Origin of the sequence: Peribacillus sp. TH16, from assembly GCF_016651095.1 — a bacterium.
GTDB lineage: Bacteria > Bacillota > Bacilli > Bacillales > DSM-1321 > Peribacillus > Peribacillus butanolivorans.
The window spans coordinates 1,725,704-1,745,570 of sequence record NZ_JAEKEM010000002.1; the positions used below are offsets into that span (position 1 = coordinate 1,725,704).

Annotated in this window: 15 protein-coding genes and 1 pseudogene; 6 read left to right on the forward strand and 10 right to left on the reverse strand. The window is 35.9% G+C overall.

Features of this window, described 5'->3' with window-relative positions; all coding sequences use genetic code 11:
* Positions 1-414: 414 nt before the first annotated feature.
* Positions 415-1,638 carry an alpha/beta hydrolase family protein gene (locus JFV29_RS08335; RefSeq protein ID WP_309558640.1) on the forward strand — a complete coding sequence of 408 codons (1,224 nt, stop codon included), beginning with the start codon at positions 415-417 and terminating at the stop codon, positions 1,636-1,638.
* A 407-nt stretch (positions 1,639-2,045) separates the two neighbouring features.
* On the opposite strand, the gene JFV29_RS08340 is transcribed toward JFV29_RS08335, so the two are convergent.
* The 3 genes from JFV29_RS08340 to JFV29_RS08350 all read right to left on the reverse strand — a co-directional run bounded on the left by JFV29_RS08340 (position 2,046) and on the right by JFV29_RS08350 (position 6,233).
* Positions 2,046-3,338: an MFS transporter gene (locus JFV29_RS08340; RefSeq protein ID WP_201182391.1), complete on the reverse strand. Its 1,293-nt coding sequence runs from the start codon at positions 3,336-3,338 to the stop codon at positions 2,046-2,048.
* A 689-nt stretch (positions 3,339-4,027) separates the two neighbouring features.
* Positions 4,028-4,735 (reverse strand): GntR family transcriptional regulator, encoded by a 708-nt coding sequence (locus JFV29_RS08345; RefSeq protein ID WP_201182393.1) that lies wholly within the window; start codon positions 4,733-4,735, stop codon positions 4,028-4,030.
* Positions 4,736-4,823: 88 nt separating this feature from the next.
* Entirely contained in the window at positions 4,824-6,233 is a 1,410-nt protein-coding gene (locus JFV29_RS08350; protein WP_201182395.1) for a GH1 family beta-glucosidase, read from the reverse strand.
* A gap of 534 nt (positions 6,234-6,767) precedes the next feature.
* On the opposite strand from JFV29_RS08350, the gene JFV29_RS08355 reads away from it, so the two are divergent.
* Complete coding sequence (locus tag JFV29_RS08355; RefSeq protein ID WP_201182397.1) at positions 6,768-8,036, forward strand: ATP-binding protein; 1,269 nt, start codon at positions 6,768-6,770, stop codon at positions 8,034-8,036.
* A gap of 637 nt (positions 8,037-8,673) precedes the next feature.
* Positions 8,674-8,790, forward strand: a pseudogene (locus JFV29_RS30950) (YjcZ family sporulation protein); the annotation flags it as partial.
* Between the two features lie 378 nt (positions 8,791-9,168).
* Here the strand turns inward: JFV29_RS30950 and tatC are convergent.
* The 3 genes from tatC to JFV29_RS08375 form a co-directional block, all read right to left on the reverse strand.
* A complete protein-coding gene (gene tatC, locus JFV29_RS08365; protein ID WP_201182401.1) occupies positions 9,169-9,915 on the reverse strand; it encodes a twin-arginine translocase subunit TatC in 747 nt (248 codons plus the stop codon).
* 64 nt (positions 9,916-9,979) lie between these two features.
* Positions 9,980-10,162, reverse strand: a complete 183-nt coding sequence (locus tag JFV29_RS08370; protein ID WP_053344654.1) for a twin-arginine translocase TatA/TatE family subunit — start codon at positions 10,160-10,162, stop codon at positions 9,980-9,982.
* Positions 10,163-10,174: 12 nt separating this feature from the next.
* Positions 10,175-11,812: a PhoX family protein gene (locus JFV29_RS08375; protein ID WP_201182403.1), complete on the reverse strand. Its 1,638-nt coding sequence runs from the start codon at positions 11,810-11,812 to the stop codon at positions 10,175-10,177.
* Between the two features lie 349 nt (positions 11,813-12,161).
* Between JFV29_RS08375 and JFV29_RS30955 the strand changes: the two genes are divergently transcribed.
* Positions 12,162-12,290 (forward strand): hypothetical protein, encoded by a 129-nt coding sequence (locus JFV29_RS30955; protein WP_255264060.1) that lies wholly within the window; start codon positions 12,162-12,164, stop codon positions 12,288-12,290.
* Positions 12,291-12,629: 339 nt separating this feature from the next.
* On the opposite strand, the gene JFV29_RS08380 is transcribed toward JFV29_RS30955, so the two are convergent.
* From JFV29_RS08380 to JFV29_RS08395, 4 genes are all read right to left on the reverse strand, one after another.
* The gene (locus tag JFV29_RS08380) at positions 12,630-14,153 is read right to left on the reverse strand and encodes a sodium:solute symporter family protein (protein WP_201182405.1); all 1,524 of its coding nucleotides are present in this window, start codon (positions 14,151-14,153) and stop codon (positions 12,630-12,632) included.
* Positions 14,150-14,350, reverse strand: coding sequence for a DUF3311 domain-containing protein (locus JFV29_RS08385; RefSeq protein WP_053344651.1), 201 nt, complete (start codon positions 14,348-14,350; stop codon positions 14,150-14,152). The genes JFV29_RS08380 and JFV29_RS08385 overlap by 4 nt, the downstream gene beginning before the upstream one ends.
* 12 nt (positions 14,351-14,362) lie before the next feature.
* Positions 14,363-15,550, reverse strand: coding sequence for a M20 family metallopeptidase (locus JFV29_RS08390; protein WP_201182407.1), 1,188 nt, complete (start codon positions 15,548-15,550; stop codon positions 14,363-14,365).
* A 235-nt stretch (positions 15,551-15,785) separates the two neighbouring features.
* A complete protein-coding gene (locus tag JFV29_RS08395) occupies positions 15,786-17,084 on the reverse strand; it encodes a hypothetical protein (protein ID WP_201182409.1) in 1,299 nt (432 codons plus the stop codon).
* 828 nt (positions 17,085-17,912) lie between these two features.
* Here JFV29_RS08395 and JFV29_RS08400 point away from each other — a divergent pair.
* Together JFV29_RS08400 and JFV29_RS08405 are read left to right on the forward strand one after the other, a co-directional pair.
* A complete protein-coding gene (locus JFV29_RS08400; RefSeq protein ID WP_201182411.1) occupies positions 17,913-19,100 on the forward strand; it encodes a DUF2515 domain-containing protein in 1,188 nt (395 codons plus the stop codon).
* Entirely contained in the window at positions 19,093-19,473 is a 381-nt protein-coding gene (locus tag JFV29_RS08405; RefSeq protein WP_201182413.1) for a CBO0543 family protein, read from the forward strand. Before JFV29_RS08400 ends, JFV29_RS08405 begins: the two co-directional genes overlap by 8 nt.
* Positions 19,474-19,867: the final 394 nt, after the last annotated feature.

A 19,867-nucleotide genomic window follows, 5' to 3' on the forward strand; every position in this document is an offset into this window, starting at 1 on the left:
CTTCTTCAAATAATCTGCCCCGTTACCAAACCAACTCCCTTATTGAAGTAAAGCACCAGTTATCCCATTATTCGCTACCACAACTAAAAGTTTACAGTTTAGCGGAAGAATAATTTTTATTATAAGGAAAATTATTGAAATTAAATGTTAAAATGTAGTTGTATCAACTGGAAGAAGACTAATCCGACTTGTTAAGGAATGAGTGACTGAATCAAACAATAAATTTGATCGCACAGTATTAGGCTTTATTCGAGTTATAAAGTACTGGAACACTAACTTCTAAAAAAATATCTTCTGTTCCTATTATCTATAGGCTGGAAAGGGGCTCTTATGAAAAGACTGTTTTCGATTATGTGTATCATTGTAAGTGCTTTAGTATTATTGCTAGGGTGCAGTACTAAGGAGGTAGAACAGGTGGAAAAGAATTCGTTGAAAGCTATTGAAGGTACGTGGGAAGGAGAAATAATGATTCCAAATCAGCCTCTCCCGATTATTGTTCATTTCACGAAGAAAGATGGAACGATAAGTATTCCTGTACAAGGATTGAACAAATTCCCCTTAACAAATGTAAAGTTAAATAAATCAGACTTGTTTTTTGATATGAAAATTCAAAATCAGCAAATAACGTTTGATGGGAAAGTAGATCAGGAGAAGATTTCAGGAACATTTGTTCAGCAAGGGCAAGAGTTTCCTTTTGAATTGCTCAAGAAATCTGATGAAAAAGTTGAGGAAAAAAGATCAGGTGAAGTTGTGAAGGCCGACTTGGAGAAAGGAACCATGTATGGACTTTTAGAAACACCAAAAGATGAAGGTCCTTTTCCTGTGATGATTATAATTGCGGGTTCGGGTCCAACTGATAAAGATGGGAACTCCATTGCACTTCCTGGGAAAAATAATAGTTTGAAAATGTTAGCAGAAAGTCTTGCAGAAAAAGGTATCGCAAGTATTAGGTATGATAAGCGCGGAGTCGGGGAAAATATGAATTTGGCAGGAAAAGAAGAGGAACTGAGATTCGAACAATATATTGAAGATGCAGCTGCATGGGTTCAATTTGCTAAAAAGGATAGCCGTTTTTCTAAAGTTGGCATCATCGGTCATAGTGAAGGTTCATTAATTGGAATGGCAGCTGCAAAGAAAACAGAGACAGACACATTCATTTCATTAGCTGGAGCAGGCGAACCTATTGACCAAGTACTTCTTAAACAGCTTGAAGAGCAGCTGACACCGAAGTTATTAACAGAGTCTAAAGATATATTAACAAAACTAAAACAAGGTAAACAAGTTAAGACTGTAAGTGCAGACTTGCAAAGTGTATTCCGTCCTTCTGTTCAACCTTACATGATTTCTTGGATTCAATATAATCCGATAGAATTAGTAAAAGAGCTAACTATCCCTGTTCTAATTGTAAACGGTAATAGAGATATTCAAGTGGCGTCCACTAATGCAGAAGCGCTACACAAGGCAAAAGGAGATTCTGAATTACTTATACTCGAGAAGATGAATCATGTATTGAAAGAAGCACCTGTAGATCGAGAGAGAAATCTAGCAACCTATACAAATCCTGAACTACCATTATCATCTGGGTTGGTAGATGGAATTATTGAATTTTTAAACGAATATGAAATATCCAGTAATTAAAATCAAAGTATTGATAATCACAGCAAAATGAAATTCACCTGCTGTGGCCATTTAAGCAGCCAAAGAGCCTCTTCTATATTATGCAATGTAATAGCAAAGCAAAATAATAAAATGAAAGAAATCCATACGCTACCCGCTTTCCTAAATGAGTTTCTACGGACCTTTAGGTAAATAAAAATATTCTTTCGCATTTCATTCTACATTTATATATTCCAAATAAAAACAGCTAGCTAGATTTTCAAAATCTAACAAGCTGTTTTTATCAAACTTCAATATAATTTATCAATCTTTTTTTTCCGCAAATACAAATAGAAAGAGCACGTTTTGAAAAAAGATTGGTCAAATCACATATTCAATTGAATGAATAATTTTGTGTATTTTCCATACTTCTTAACTTTAAAAGTCCATCATTCTTTACCTCTAAGGGACCAAATGACAACTGGAATCAGCAGTAGTGAAAGGATAGCTCCGGCAAATGAGAGTGTTGCATAGCTGTAATGAGCTACAACCATGCCAGATAGTGCACCGCCCGCTGCTCCTGACAAAGCGATCAAAACATCGACAGATCCTTGCGTCTTTGCGCGAGTGGAAGGGTGAGTTGAATCAACTATTAGCGCTGTACCACTAATCAAACCGAAGTTCCAGCCAAGCCCAAGTAAAACAAGTGAGGTGTTGAGCACCAGCATGGAATCAGCTGGTCCACTGGAAGCAAGTATACAAGCAGCAAGCAGAGTGGCACCAGAAGCGATAACCACTGCAGTTCGTCCAATTTTATCTACTAAGAATCCAGTTACTAAAGAAGGCAGAAACATCGCTGCTATGTGAAAACCAATTACTACCCCTACCTCTTTCAAATCATGTCCATGATGTCCCATATGTATAGGTGTCATTGTCATAATTGCAATCATTAAAAAATTAGTTAAGGTCATTACTGTAGCTCCGGCAACAATTCCTCGCTTGTTTATCGTCGGTGCATTTGAATCCTTGTTTGAAAGTACGGCATTGTGTGTTTTCTGAACATCTGCCATTGCTTTTGCAACAATGAAAGGGTCTGGACGAAGTAAAGCTAATAACACCAAACCAGCAAGGATGTAAGCTACAGCCGCAAGAATAAATGGACCAGCCAAAGAAGGAACACCGATTGACCAAGCCAATTCGCCCATTATATTTACCAAATTGGGGCCTGCAACAGCACCTAATGTGGTTGATACCATAGCAATACTGATAGCTGTTGCCCGCTGTTTAGAACTTGCCAAGTCTGTACCGGCATAGCGTGCTTGTAAGTTTGTAGCCGATCCAGCACCATAGATTAGCAGTGAAACAAATAAAAGTGGAATGCTGTTAATTAATGCGGAAATTACTACCCCGACCGCGCCAAGACCACCAGCCAAGAAACCGGTCGCGAGTCCAGAACGGCGTCCAAAACGTTGGGAGAGTTGCCCTACAATTAGCGCTGCTCCTGCAGAACCTAATGTGAACAATGCAGTCGGAACCCCTACCATACTCTCTGTACCCAGCATGTCTTGTGCAAGAAGTGCTCCGACGGTTACACCAGCTGCAAGACCTGCCCCCCCGAATATTTGTGATATAACAACAATCAGCAACGTACGTCGATATAACTGTTGTTGTTTTTCTGGAGAATCAATATATGTTTGTATCCAATCTGGTTGATTTTCTATACTTTTTAATGCTTCAGACATTATTCTGTCTTCCTTTCCGAAGAACTTTTTTTCCTAATTAAATTGTTATTTCAATTATTTTTCAAGAGGTAAAAAAAAGATAATTTACGGAATGCTATTACTTCTATCGCAGCGATTTACCTTTCATTACTGACGGACCTTATTTTATGTAATACCATGCGTAATCTACATTAGCTCTTTTCTCCATTGTTTTGCCTTGATAATTTTGCCCATTTCCGTTTAGCGATTAGTAATTAGTATAATACCTACTAATATGACCATCAATAATTTTCAAAAAATTATGTCTAATAACTTTCCTTTTGATTAACTAACCTCCCTCAATAAAAAAAAGCTGCCTTAAAGACAGCTCCGGATTTTCATCTAAGGCATCTGTTAAATTTGTTCATTGTTCAAAAATAGGACAAACTTCCTCTTTCGTAGGGAAGTCTGTCCAGAAATCATTATTAAGTAATTGGGGCCGGGTTAAATAAGACCAAATCATTGTGCAATCGTATATAAGGAGACGATACTTTGTCAAAGTATCGCCTCTTAGATTAATAATATTTTTTAATTAGATATATTATCAGTAACATCAATAACAAAAAATCACTTGGATTATTTACATAAGTCACTAACACATTTAGGAAGGGTAAAAGCTACACTGTTCAATTCCAATTAAGAACAGAAGTCTTTACCGGTTCAATCTTATTTTATTTAAAATTGGTTCGATTTAAGATTTTTGCTTTTTGATAATGGAATACTGATTTAGATAATTCAAAGATGGTTCCGTTAGATAAGCATACTGTATTTTCAATAATCAATGCTGGATCTAGCGGATTAACTTGCAGCACTATCGCACTTGCTTCATCGATTTTTTCGCAGTTAATTACTTTGTCAGCAAAACCAATGTTTAATTTTAAGTCCTCTATAAGGTAACTGTAAATAGAACTCGCTGCAATATCTTCATTTAAATATGGCACAATATCTTTTTTAAAGTAACTTATTTCAATTGAAAAAGGTTCTTTATCTACAATTCGTAGCCGCTTGATATAATAAAGTTTTGTTCCTACTTCACATCGCATTTGTTTTGCGTTTACTTCATCAGCTTCTAGCACATGTAAAGCCAGAATTTTCGTCTCAATTGTTTTTGAAGTCAAATCTTTTGTTAATCCTCTGAGACTGCCTAAATTAATATAATCTGTTACAGATTCTTCCCGTAAAAACATGCCGCTGCCTTGCACCTGATAAATATAGCCACGATTGACCAGCTGATTAATTGCTTTTCGAATCGTATTTCGGCTCACTTCAAATTTTTTTATCAGTTCTTCTTCTGTCGGCAACTTTTTTGTTTTATCAAACTTACCTTCCTGTATTTCACATTCTAATCGATCAGCAATTTCTTTATATTTTACAGCCATATTATCTCCCTATTAATCGTCCTCAATCATTTACTGCTTCTATTATACACAAAACCTCTTGATTAAAATCAAGAGGTTTTCTTTTTACTTACAGCTCTTCTCCTCTCGTCTCAATAATATGCTTATACCAATGAAACGACAGCTTTTTCTTTCGGTTTAAATGATCATGATGATCCACGTAAATAAATCCGTATTGCTTTTTATACCCATTTAACCAGCTTAATAGATCAATAACAGACCATGCGTAATACCCTTTTAAATGAATGCCTTCTTTGATTGCACGCTTTATCACTTTTAAATGTTTCTCAATATATTTAATACGAGGAACATCTACTATTTCGCCTTCAATAATCGGATCCTCATCACCAAGTCCGTTTTCTGTTACATACATTTTAATATCACCATAACGCTCTTTTAACATATGCAGCCCGTCTAAAAACCCTTGAGGTGAGATTTCCCACCCCCATTTTGTATATGTTTTATCTTCCATCTTTACGGTCCGATAAAAGCCATCGAAAGACGGGTTGCCTGGAGCTAGAGTAGATGTTTCTCTTGAATGTTCCATGGATGAGTCAGCCTCGTGATTTTTTTCTACTCGAATGGGCTGATAATAATTAAGTCCAATAAAATCATTTTTTCCAGCATTTCTTTTTAACGTATCTAATTCTTCTTCTGTCCAACTTGGCGCCCAGCCTTTCTCCTTTAATTGCTCAACCACATAAGACGGATATTCACCTTTTAAAATTGGGTCATAATACCAAAAAGTTTCATATTCATTAGCATGTCTAGCAGCTAATACATTCTCATGTTTATCATCTACGCTGTAAGCTGGTAAGAAAACATGGGTAATACCAACCTCGCCGTAAGATTTTAGTTCTTTATAGACTTCTACAGCTTTTGCATGTGCATAAAACACGTAATGTGTCGCTTGAAAGTATTTATACTCATCGTTTTGGATACCAGGCGGGTGAGCTCCTTTTAAATAGCCTAATCCGCAGAACATAATCGTTTCATTAAACGTAATCCAATGTTTGACGCGGTCTCCGAATGCCCGAAAACAAATTCCTGCATACTTGACGAAGGCCTCAGCTGTTCTCTTATTCGTCCATCCTCCATCTTCTTCAAGCGTCAGAGGCAAATCCCAATGATACAGCGTAACAAATGGAACAATACCATATTTTAAACATTCATTAATAACATTATTATAAAATTCCAAGCCTTTTTCATTGACTTCTCCATCTCCTGTTGGCAAAATACGTGCCCATGAAATGGAAAAACGGTACGATTCAAGTCCCATCTCTGCCATTAATTTTATATCTTCTTTGTATCGATGATAATGGTCTATGGCTACATCACCGTTAGTACCCCCATACGTTTTCCCTGGAGTCTTTGAAAAGACATCCCAATTCGTTATACCTTTACCATCTTCATTCCATGCTCCTTCTATTTGATAAGAAGCAGAAGCTGCTCCAAATAAAAAATCATGTGGAAACTTCATATAAACCCTCCATTTTTATACCAACCCATTAAATTTATTATCATATATAACATTTATAGGTACAAATATTAATGCGATTATATACTTTTTTTCATTATTTGACTACATAAAATTCGTAAAACATTAAAACATAGGTATAAAAGATAGTATCTACTGTAATGGAATAATTAAATCCAAGTGCCATTAATAAAACAAAAATAAAAGACGTTAATTCTACCGAATCAACGCCATGCTTTTAGTTGAAGTTGAAGATGAAAATAAACTTACCTTTTCGAATTTAAATTAATAGTAATAATAATGCCATTAGCCCTAGAAGTACAATCAGCTTAAATCATTCTTTATAGTTTGATCATTTCTGTTTTCCTTATTCCATTAAAGTGCCCTTTAATGGAGTAACTGGATAGCGTTTCTAAACAAGTCTTTCTTTATATTTAAACGTCTTTCTTGTCAATTAACAATTACCATATTAAAATCCTCCTTTTTAATGTTATTCCTGTATAATAGACCTAATTGTTAATTTTTCAGGAGAATCCAATGAATTTTATTTATATTAATCAAAACATATTAGATAATCTCTTTTATATCTTAGTAAGTATTTTGATTTATTCCATTTTATTAGATCATGGCAAAAGGTTGAATCAGTATCGCAAGGCCCTCATTACTACATGCATGAGCTTTCCTATTATATTATGTATGAAGTTTCCTATTTATATAGATGAATATTGTGTTCATGATCTTCGGCAAATCCCTTTTATAATAGGGACACTTTATGGTGGTTGGCCTGTAGGGGCTGCTCTGTTAGTCATAATATTAACTTTTAGATTTGCTTTTTATGGTTTCAATTTACTTACGTTAATTGTATATATCGTTATATTTATTATAACGGCTCTATTTTCTTCCAAATTCAAAAATTTTAATAGAAAAAATAAGCTAAATAGCTCCATACTATTAATTTTGTTTCTAGGAATACTAACCAGCTTTATTTCACTTGTTATGTCTGATTATTTTCGAATAACGGAGGCGTATGTATTTTACTTTATCATCCTCCCTCCTTTTATTATCGTTTTGGCTGTATATATCATGGAAATTTTAAAAGATGCAATTTTAATCCGAACACAAATGGTGAGACTTGAAAAGATGGAGATAGTTAGTCAACTTGCAGCTAGTATTTCACATGAAATTAGAAATCCTTTAACAGTTGTGAAAGGGTTTGTTCAACTGCTAAAGGCTTCTGATCTCTCTCAAGAAGTAAAAGAACAATATATAGAACATGTTGTTAGAGAACTTAATAGTGCAGAATCAATTATTAGTGAATACTTAGCATTTGCAAAACCTGCAATTGAAAAAGTGGATAATATTTTAATAAACCGTGAAATAGGATATGTAATTGAAATGATAAAACCATTAGCTAACATGAATTTAGTTAATATATCAGAACAGTTAACTCCAGGCATTACGCGTGGGAATATTCAACATTTCAAGCAATGCTTCATAAACCTGATTAAAAATGGTATAGAGGCTATGCCAAACGGCGGGGAACTTAGTATTGTTTCCTATAAAAATAATTTCGACATAATTATCGAAATAAGTGACAATGGAATAGGAATGAACAAAGAACAAATAAACCGTTTTGGTGAACCTTATTACAGTTGCAAAGAAAAAGGTACAGGGTTAGGATCAATGTTAGCTGTTAAGACAATCCAAACGATGAATGGTACACTTAATATAAATAGTGTTTCGAATAAGGGAACAACTATTACAGTAACACTTCCCGCTTATCATGAAGATTATTCTAAAAAATAAGTAATGAATCTATTTTTTAAGTAATATCGATTTTTATTATTCCATTTACTGTAGTGTTTTCTTGAATAGTATAAAAGGAATTATTATTAAGATAAAAGAACCCACCACGCCTCTTAACTAATGCGGACCAAGGTGGGTCATTTTTTATTCAAGAAGAAATGCTAAAGTGGATCCTGAAAAAAACGAAGTTGCATTATCAAAATAGAATTTTCATCAAACTTTTTTACAAATTATCAATCTTTATTAAAAATTATCGAACTTTATTTAGTACCTATAATTTTGGTAAAATTGATAAAGGAAGTTCTATGGTTAAGGATTTTTGGAACGCTTTGTTTAGCTTTGAAATAGAGTTTTGTCAGAAATATGTGCGTGCCTTCATTTTACGTTTAATAAAAAGAAACCATTTTGAAAAAAGACTTCTCAGAATGGTTTCTTTACTTATTAATTGGTATAGAAATTTCATTAAAAAGTTTGATTATATTCATAGGTGTTATTGAACTAACGAACCTATAATCCCAATAAGAGGTACCTTCAACATTTTATCCAATGAACTTGTGTCATTTCCCTGATTAGAGCATAAGCTGATATTACCCATTTAATTAATTTCCTCCTTAAAAACAAATAAGGAGATGTCTATATGTCAGGTTGTGAATCAAGGTGTGACGACGGTTTTGGATTTGGTGGAGGTTTCGCCTTTATAGTCGTTTTGTTTATACTCTTAATCATTGTTGGAGCTAGCTTTGTTGGTGGATACGGCGGCGGTTACGGCGGCGGTTACGGCGGCGGTTACGGCTATGGCGCCTGTTGTTAAAAATAGTATGAAAAAAGCCGACCTTTAATGGTCGGCTTCTTCATCTAATCTGCCCGTATAGTTGAAGAAGAAAAATCACATGCATTGTTTAACACAGCCTATTTTAAAGAAGTAACAATCAAAAAAATTTCGTAAAAGTATACTTTTACGAACAGGTGAATGAATATCCAGAAAAATTTTATTGATATATAATCACTCAACGGATAACATGTCCTATATTTCTCGCATAGGAATTCCTCACTTAGCTTGGTGAGCATAGGATGGTTACCCCAATTTACATAATAAAAAACGAACTCCTTACAAACAGAAGTTCGTTTTTATTTAAGACGTTTTCCTCATTTCAATGACGTTATCCGATTGCTGTTTGAGTTTTTTCCGGTAGACGATTTTTGACAATGTCACACTAAACTCGTATAAAACTAAAAGAGGCACGGTAACTAATATATCTGACATGAAATCTGGTGGTGTAATTAAAATGGCTACAACGACAAGCAAAAAGTAAGATATCTTTCGCGCTTTTGAAAGAATCATGGGATTAATGACACCAAGAGAGGTGAGGAACATGACAACCAGCGGAATTTCGAATAAAAATCCAAACGGCAGTGTCAAGTTAATCATAAATTTAAAATATTTTTCAGACGTAAACATCGTTTCAAATTGACCTTCAGACAAAGATAGTAAAAAACCCAGCACGGTTGGATACACGACAAAATATCCGAATGATAAACCGGCAATAAAAAGGATAAACAGTCCAGGAATGTACGTTAGTGTCGTTTTTCGTTCATTTTCAGAAAGTGCCGGTTTTACAAATAGCCATGTTTGATAGGCGGCAATTGGAATCGTAAGAGCAATCGCAATCACGCCAGAAATCATAAAATATACCCAGAGGATTTCACTTGGCCCCAATACAGCTAACCGATGGCCAAGATCACGAATAAGCCATGTGTAAATGTCGTTCACAAAAATGAATGATCCAATTAAAAAAACCAGAAAAGCAATCAAAGTATAGATGATCCGTTTCCTGAGTTCCTCAAGGTGCTCAACCATAAGCATTTCTTGATTAGTCATACAGTCCCTCCTTTCTTAAATGCAAGAGGAAGATGTAAGCTTATTGCTTACATCTTCTTAAAAATTACTTAGATTGCGTCTTTTCTTCTTTCTCGTCTGATGAAATTAAATCCTTAGTAGAGTTTTTAAATTCTCTCAATGTGCTACCGAAAGCACGTCCAATTTCGGGCAACTTAGATGGACCAAATATGATGAGAGCAATGACCAAAATCAAAACCAATCCAGGTATCCCAATATTTTGCAACATCGTGTTTCCTCCTTAAAATTTAAATCCTGTAATAGCCACGACTGCCGGACGAGGCATCTTTTCACCTTTACGATGCGGCCATGTACTTGTAGGATTATTGATATCTTCCGTTTCTTCACCAGGGTGCTGAACAGACAAGAATAGTGTCTTTTCATTTGGAGTGAAACAAGGTCCGGTTAATTCAGCCTCCATTGGAGCGGCTGCAAACTGCCAGGCAATCCCTTTATCTCGACCAACGGTAGGAATGACAAACATTCCGTTATTGCCAAAGCTTGTCCATGCACCTTGATTTAAGCTACTCGATGAAATATCCGTTACGGTCCATAAATTCGCGTTGCTGTCAAAAGTTAAGTTGTCTGGTGCGCTGAATCCGCTTTGACGTCCGCCAGCTGCGAAAATTTCATATTCAAACTCAGTTGCTCCATGGTCACCTTTTTTTTCGATAAAACGTGTAATGTGTCCATGTAAGTTTCCGTGCTTATCATTATTCGTATGTGCAATAAAGATCGAGCTATCAAATGGTGAAATTTCCACATCCTCCGGTCGGTCAGTCGGTGTTCCGCCAAGAAGGAGGGCTGCTTCGTGACAGTTAGTAACAACATCACCTTGCGTTTGGAACTTTTCCAATAGTTCCGGTTTGCCAGCCGCCCCCTTTTGTACGGCCTCAATTGTCAGAGCTATCCATCTTCCTTTTTTAAAGTCCGCTACATATAAATTCCCTTCCTCAAGAAGACGGGAATTTGCCTTTCCTAATGCAGGTACATATTTATCCTTACTTACAAATTTATAGACACAAGCATCTTTTTTATCGTCTCCCATATAAACGACGACACGTTGGTCTTTGGCAAGTCCCATTGAAGCATTTTCATGGTTGAAACGTCCAAGAGCGGTATGTTTGCGAACCGCAAAATTTGGATTGAACGGGTCAACTTCGATTACCCAGCCGTAATGTGTTTGGTTTAATCCGGCATTATTAGCGGTTTCTTCGAAGTTCTCTTCACAGGATAAAACCGTATTCCATAATGTTTTTCCACCAGAACAGTTAGCGAATGTTCCCTGAACACTTGTTGCGCCGTTTACCACTTTTGTTCCTTTGGCCGGCCCAGTAAGTGCAAAAGATGTTAATCCCGTTACTCGTCGGGCATAAGTGGAAGCAGCATCCATTTTCCATTTATTCACTTTCTTGTCATAGTACACTTCAATAATGGAACCGCCCTGGTTATAAAGAAGCTTTTCAATTTGTGTAGGAGCATACTTGCCATTTACTTTTTCTCCTTCCACGTAAAGAGGGTTTGTATATTCGTGGTTTACCCATAATAATCCTCTTTCATTGGAATTTTGAATAGGAAAGTAAAGGGTGAAATCATTATTAAAACCAAATGTGTCACCCTTACCATTGATTACATCGCCATAAGCGGCTACAACGTCATATTTAAATCCTTTTGGAAGAACGAGTTCGTCCTTATTTGTAGTTTCAATCGGAGTAAACTTAAAGCCCTTTTTCTTCGGTTTTACATGTAAAAGGCTGTCGGTTTCCGCATTAACTGTCTCGCTTAAAATACCTAAACCAGAAGTGGCCACTGCAAGAGCAGTAGCTCCTGTTCCAATACGTGTTAAAAAGGTGCGTCTATTTAACGGTATGTTTTCCATAATGTCCTCCTTTATTTTCCTTGAAGACTTAGTCCTCTATTTTTTAAGAATTTCTCACTCATCAGCTTCATTCTGAACTAAGTCCCATCACTTATTTTGAAGCCAAACTCACCTTCTCTGCAAAATCGAAATAGACTATGTATGTACTTCTCGATTAACTTGTTAAATAGTGCCTATCCAAGCCACAAATCAAATTTAGCAAATTAAAGTAAAGATGGTATTAATTTTTTTAAAATAATTTATTAAAAATTGTAAAGGATTAGATTCTATGGATGTTCTTTTCATGAGAAAACATAAGTTCACCAAAAACGGACAAACTGTATTTGAAATAAGAAAGGAGATGTGAGATATGACAAAAAAATTTAATAAAGGCAGCCGTAATCAAAATTCACCGCAATTACACGGACAAGTTCCTGTTAGTGGGGACAACAGTAAAGGAAATAAAAGAAATAAAGATCAGAGCGCTAAAACAGAGTAATCTAAATGTAACAAACCGGTCATATTCAGACCGGTTTATTTCCTTGTTAGATAATCTTCTTACTTATTTCAGCAGTAAGCGATCTAAAAGAACTGAAATTACCTTCTCTCATTGATGATCAATTTCTCAATGTGCCCTTTTATCTTAATCAAAAATGGAGCTTCGTTGAATAACCAAGCAATGGACCAACTTTGAATTTTTGACAATAAAAAAAGTACATTTCTTTGTCGGTCTACATAATAAAAAATGCCCTCCAGATCGTTTAACTGGAGGGCATTCGTATTTACATAATCTTTTTAGAAGTGAATTACTCTTGGATTAGTTACTATACATGTTGTGTTATCTGTTAGATTCTTTTTGTATTAGAACCTTGTGCTCTACTGTTGTTGTCTCTAAAACATCATTATCCTTATGAGTATTAGTAATGTTTTTTGTCATCACACTGACACCCACTAAAACTACGATATTAACAAATAGGGCGATAATTCCTACATTCAAGTCTTTAATTGCTTGAGGAAGATAAGGAAACAGTTGACTGATTTTGATGTTCCCTAGTTCCATAATAGAAACTAGCACGCCTCCTGTTATAATCCCGGCGAATGCTCCATGTTTGGTTACAAAATTCTTTCTCATCAAACTTGCGAAAAAGGCAGGAGCAAGTTGTGTGATAAAATTATAGGCGATTAAAGCGAGACTAAAGAGGGAATTTCCACCTTTAAAGGTTAAGTAAATCCCTACGAGAGAAATAAGGGGAACCAAGAATTTTACCAGTTTTGCAATCTGATTTTCCGTTGCTGATGGAGTGAATACGCTATATACATTTTTTGCCAGAGATGTTGATATTGACATCAACAACATCGAACTTGGTACTAAAGCGGCTAACACGCCCGTGCCACCAATTAAGCCCACAAACCATGGATCAAAATCCTGTTTAGAAAGTTGCAGCAAGATAAGATCGGCTTCCGCGCCTTTTAATCCAGGCGTCTGTAAGATAGCTGCAAATCCGACAAAAAAGGCAAACAACAAAATCAATTGGTACATTGGCATTAGGATTGCATTTTTTCGTAAAGCTTTTTCGCTAGAGGCAGCATAAATAGGAGAAAACCCGTGCGGCCACATATAAAATCCAATAGAGCTTAATATAACGGTCGATATATACCACGAAACGCTCATTCCTTGATCCGGAAGTATGGTATAGTTCGGCTTTGCATTTTCAATGGCCTCATACATAGGTTGAAGACCGCCATAATAATGAAGAGGGAAATAAACTCCCAAAAATATGACAATGCCTAGAATCAGAATATCCTTCAAGATAGCTGTCCTAGCAGAACCGTGAATACCTGAAACCATTACAAAAATGGTTACACCAATCGCTCCAACCCAAATGGCAGCTGTAGATGAAATGGCCCCATAGGATGTTGCAGAAACGATATATCCTAACCCCTTCAATTGCAGGACTAAGTAGCAAGTACAAGCTATAACACCTATTACAGCAACAAGCACACCAAGATAAGGACTTTGATATTTTTTTACAAAAAAATCTGATTGGGAAACTAATTGGTGTTTCTTTGCATACCTCCAGATAGCAGGAAATGTCCAGTAGGAGATGACTGTAGCCAGACAGCCGTATGATACGATACTAAAGATGGAGCCTCCTTCCCCATAAGCCGATCCACTTGCACCTAAAAATGTAAAGGTCGTATACATTTCACCTGCGGACAAGAGGAAAATCAATAGGGTTCCCATTCCACGTCCCCCAACTGACCATTGTTCTAAGTTCATTTCTTTCCCTTTTTTAGCCTGGATACCAATCAAAACAGAAATGACGAAAAAAAACAGGATGAAAAACACGGCAATATTCATCTTGAATCTCCCTTCTGATTAGCAGGATCTAGTAGATATATAATCCCCATAATACCTGTGGTTAGCACAGACCAGAGTACAATCCAAAAGTGAAAAAATGGCATTCCTAGAACATAGGGAGTCACTTTATTAGTAAACAAAGCGCCTACAATAAAGCCAAGAAACGGGATAATTCCAAGCCAATATATTTTTTTCATACTCTTAACCCCCTAGTATGTTAGATTTAACATTTTAAAAGTCCCGTGAACAAATAACTTCACCCCATATTGTAAAGCCTGTTCATCGAAAGTAAATTTGGGATGATGGTGAGGATATATAATCCCTTTTTCTTCATTACGAGCTCCTATTACAATATAAGATCCCGGAACTACTTTTTGAAAAGCAGAGAAGTCTTCACTTCCCATAATTGGCTTTGAAATCTCTCGACTTTCTTCACCAAATACTTCACAGACCGTTTCGTCCATCAATCGGGTAACTTCTTCATCATTAATGGTCGGAGCATAACCGAACTGATAATCGAATTCATAAGTAGCCCCATGTGCCTCAGTAATTCCTTTTACAATGCGTTCGATAAAGGTTGGAATCTTTTCCCTCAGTTCCGGATTAAAGCTTCGAACGGAACCTCCAATGCTTACACTACTTGGAATAACATTAATCGCACTTCCCGCATGGAACTGAGTCACTGAAATCACTAGAGCTTCCTGAGCATCATGATACCTCGAAACAATGTGCTGGAGATTTGATACAACCTGAGTTCCAATTGCAATGGGATCAACCGTAAGTTCAGGCTGTGAGGCGTGCCCCCCTTTACCCACCACGGTAATTGCAAAAGTATCAGCTCCAGCCATAATCGGACCGTAACCCAAACCAATTTTTCCTAAAGGTAGAGTCGACAAGAGATGGGTGCCAATGACCATATCTACTCCTTCAAGCACACCTGCTTTCACCATCTCTTGTGCTCCACCGGGCGGCAGTTCCTCAGCATGTTGAAATAAAAAGCGAACCTCCCCTTTAATTTGATTCTTTAACTGGGTAAGAATCTTTGCCGTGCCAAGCAGCATCGCCGTATGCCCGTCATGTCCGCAAGCATGCATCACGCCTGAATTCTGTGATACAAAGTCAAAATCATTCTCTTCTTCAATTGGAAGCGCATCCATATCTGCCCGCAGTGCAATAACCTTCCCAGGCTGCTGGCCAATTAAACGAGCCATTATACTCGTTTTTGTCGGACGTGAAATTTCCAAATTACCAAAAGTTTGTAGCGTTTCATAAACAAATTGTGCTGTTTTTTCTTCCTGAAAAGATAGCTCCGGATACTTATGTAAATATCTTCGCCACCCAATCACTTCATCTTTAACAGCCTCGATTAAATCATGAATCATTATCGTTTGAGACATCCACTACAACTCCTTTTTCATTCAATTTACATAACAATATCTATTTTTGGATAGTTTAAGGAAGAAATTCCTTAAATGGAGTATAATATTTCATAAGCTTTATTTCAATATTTTTTTGAAAATTCTAAACTATTTTTTCTGACTGAATCCAATAGTTAATTTTTCCCTTTCAACGCTTTAATATGCTAAATTGAGGTACAAAAAAATAAGCACCCAAATTATGGGTGCTTACAATTTATAATAATCGATAAATTTTACTCGGCCTTCCACGGGTGGCGTTAGCCTCTTCACCAACGCATTGTGCCAAGTCAACCTCGCACATATCCGCAACAATACGCCGAACATTGCGCTCTGTCATCTCAAGATATGTCGCTAAGTCCTTAGTAGTAAAATCACTCCAGCCCATTCTTTGAACGAGAGCCGATATCTTCTTATACGTTTTAACACTTATATTACCCTTTTTTAACTTTTCTATAAGGAGTTTATTGTGGGTACGGGTATCATATTGTAGTTCTTTCTTTTTGCCTGGTGATTCAATAATTTTGCCATCATCTTGAATAATCACAATTTCACGCTTCTTCATATCCTTTGAATGTTGAATAGCACGAAAAGCATTGATTTCCGCCGAATAGGCAGTCTCGCCAAAGCCAATTCCAACAGCAACTGTTGTATCTGCTTCAAAAGCCAATTTTTGAATGGTATCTTCGAGCATAATAATTTCTCGTTCAATTGCGCCGCGCGAACTAAAAATCATGTATCTTCCATTCCCTTTCTCTGAAAAGGAACCATTTATTTTTTCACCAAGTTGAATTAGCATTTCTTTTAGCCGGAGCTCCAAGTACTGTAAATGATAAGGAGTTTTCATTTCCTCTGCCACTCTGTTAAAATATTCAACTTCAATGATTTCAACTCCGATTTGTGTGTCTTTAAAGTAGGAAGCCTTTACTTTTTCAGAAAGAATCCGAAGCGTTTGTCGCACTTCCATCTTACTCATCGTCATCCGATAGGCTGGAATTCCGTATTCCCTTAAAGCTTCACACACAGACGGAAAACAAGAAAAAGCGCCTTCTGTCCTTCCCTTATTCCATAAATTTAAGTGAAAATGTACCAATTCATTCGTATCAACATCTAACTCAAACACTTTCGTATAAATCTTTTGGGTTTTTATATTCAACTGTGACAAAGCTTCTTCGCTAATATTATTTGAGGACATAGTATCAATACTTAGATGCTCAATAATTTTCCCCTGTTCGTAGATCATCTCTAAAAAAGATTTATAAAAACCTGATTCCGTAGCAGGAACATGGACCATTATTTTATCTGTACCTAGTGTTTTTGTCGCAATTTCATAGGGAAGTGGACCAGAAAAAAGCCATGCATGTACGTGAGAATTATGTTCTTTTACAATTCCCTCTACCTCTTCGGTATTTACATAGGGAAAAGAGATGAATTCCAACTCATGTTTATATTCTTCTGCCAAGTCTAATATCCGTTCTATAGAAGTTTTTAGACCGACTAGTCCGATTTTATACATCCTGTATTCGACTTCCTTTATCATCTGTAATATATTCATTGTTCTTTATAGAATATCCTAGTTTAACATAATTCACATTATCGTAAGTTCTAATTCTTCTGTTGTTTTTCCGTAATTCATTCATTTTATCTAACTTTTATTTAATTTGTATTAGAGTTCTGTTAGTTTGGTTTGTTACTCTTGATCGTATAAATGAACCAAGAGAAATGAAAAATAACAGTAGCAAAAAGAAAAGAATGATAGAAATGGTATTTATAGCTGTAAAAACATACCTAACCACACCAATATTTCCCTTTTACACCATTTTATCATGCGATATGAAAGAAAAATACCTTGTATACGTTATTCATGTGAGGTTTACAAAACATCTTCGTTTATACACCATTGATAAATCAACGTTTACGCCTCTCAAGCGCACCTAAATGGCTGCGTAAGGGGATATTTATGCAGATCTTATTCAATAAAATGGTTCAATTGTTGAACAAAGATCAAACTGCACTCTTTAACTATCCTCCCTCAATATTGAAAGAAACTTTTCACTCAATTTTGTCTTCTTAGAATACTTTAAATACTTATGATTTTCTTAGTACAGATAACATTAAAATGTGCGCGCTACCTCTTGTACGAAAAAACGATCATCATTTGTTCCTCACGTTCGTAATAAACTGATGATAGCTACACTGTTAAAATACCTTTAAAAATCCTTACTAGAAGTTTAAAAGATTGATTTCTCATAAATAGATTGAAGAATTTGATCACCTGTTGGTTATTACGATAACCTATTTGGCCTAAAAAAGAAGAACATTCAAGTTAATGGGAGGAAGAAGGATGCATCACAACGATCGGAAAAGGAAATGGAACGGATTTTCCAAGACGTTTCCGTACTCTCTTTTAGATGTAAAAGATGAATTAAAGAAAAAAGGTAAAAAACAGACTTCTGTTAAAACGGGGGAGTTAACGGGAGAAGAGACAATGTTAATACATGAAATAAAAGAACGAACAAGACAACACAACAATAATAATGTGACTCGAACGCATGCCTATTTTCAGTTTTACCTCCGTTACCCAGAAATACACTGGGCACTACTTGGACATATGGTATCGCGTAATGGCGGTTGGAATATGACGGATTTAAAAGGGGATTTATATACAAGACTATTGTCGGAAAAAGATCAACTTATCTTCTTTTCTTTTTTGGAACGAGGGAACTGGTTAATCTTCCAAGATGTGTACCCACAATTTTTGTTGTATGAACAAAGTGTCAAAAGATCAAAAAGACTGTTTCATCTTCTACCTTTTTTCAATGTATCAACGTTTATGGAAACATTATGGAACCATTTTTGGAGAACAGGCGACCAGTATATGTTAGCCATTGCCACTGTTATTAATGAACAAAGCTATTTAGAAAAAAGGGTCATTCAAAATGCCCATTTTAAAAAGACCGTACTAAATAGTATTGGATTCAAACTTTATGATTTTTTTCGCTTTAATCACATTCTTTTTCCATTCTATAAAGATGAGACCAAACAAGAAACATTACTAGTCGGGAATACAATGAAGCATTTCACCTCCCTTCATGAGCGAATATTGCTGGGCAAGCGATTATACTCACTGCTGTTTAGCCGTGAGAACATCTTATCAGGAGTAGTAGATTGGGCTCATGATCATCCACATACCGGTTCGCGAAAAGACTACTGGCCGCATTTGTTTAATGATGTAAACGAATCATTCTCCCGTGCATTTTATAAACGTCGAACAAAAAAGTGCCAATTAAGAAAAGGTGCGGATCGCTTATACAGTCCTCGATTAATATACACATGGAAAGATCTTAATCATGAAGAGGAGGAAAGCAAAGACTGGTTTGAAGACTGGCACATCATGGAGTACTTAATCGATAAGGGAGAAAATATAGATGGGGAGATTTATGATGAATACTGCACAACGCTTGAAAAAATTGAACTTGCCATTCTGGCAAAAAAAAACGTCCTACTCCGAGAAGAAGCAGAAGATGAGTAACCATCGGGCTTTTGTAGCCACAATAATTTTCTCTAGTTTCATCGGAACGTATTTAGACTTACTGTTTGTAGGTAAACAAATGTATTCCTTTCCGGCAAGACCATTCCCAGATACATTTACAATCAATGTCGCTTTTACATTATTGATATTGCCAATCTTTACTACGCTCTTTTTATGGATCGCAAAAGCGTTGACTGCATATTCAAGAATACTGTTTATCGTTTTGATTGGACTTTGTATAAGTATTTCCGAATCTTTTTCGGAGAATTTAGGATTGTTTACTCATAGCGAAGCATGGCATCATTCTTATTCCCTTTTCGGATACATGATCTTCATGCTCATTATTTGGAAATTTTATCGATGGTTTCAATAACAATCGACTGTGTTATAGGAATCTAAAAAACAAACTTGCTAAATACAAAAAAGTACATGCCAATTTCGTGTTATGGATAAAAAAACAAAGGGGGTCACAAAAATTAAAATAAAATTTTTGTGACCCCCTTTGAAATATGCTAGGAGGGTTTCCCTTCTGGATTTGATGATTAAAGACTAAAATAGCTCACTACTTTTATAGATTTACTTATGGAAAAACCTTTTAAAAACATTCCCTAAAATCTAGTTCTCAACTATTTTCGGCACTCATAGCCAAGATATAAAGTACATGATATATAATGCATCTAAATATAATGGTTGTGAGACGTAATTAGATCCTTTTGAGCTTTTTATTATTTGGGCTATCTCAATTCCTCTCTTTTCTAGCACATTTT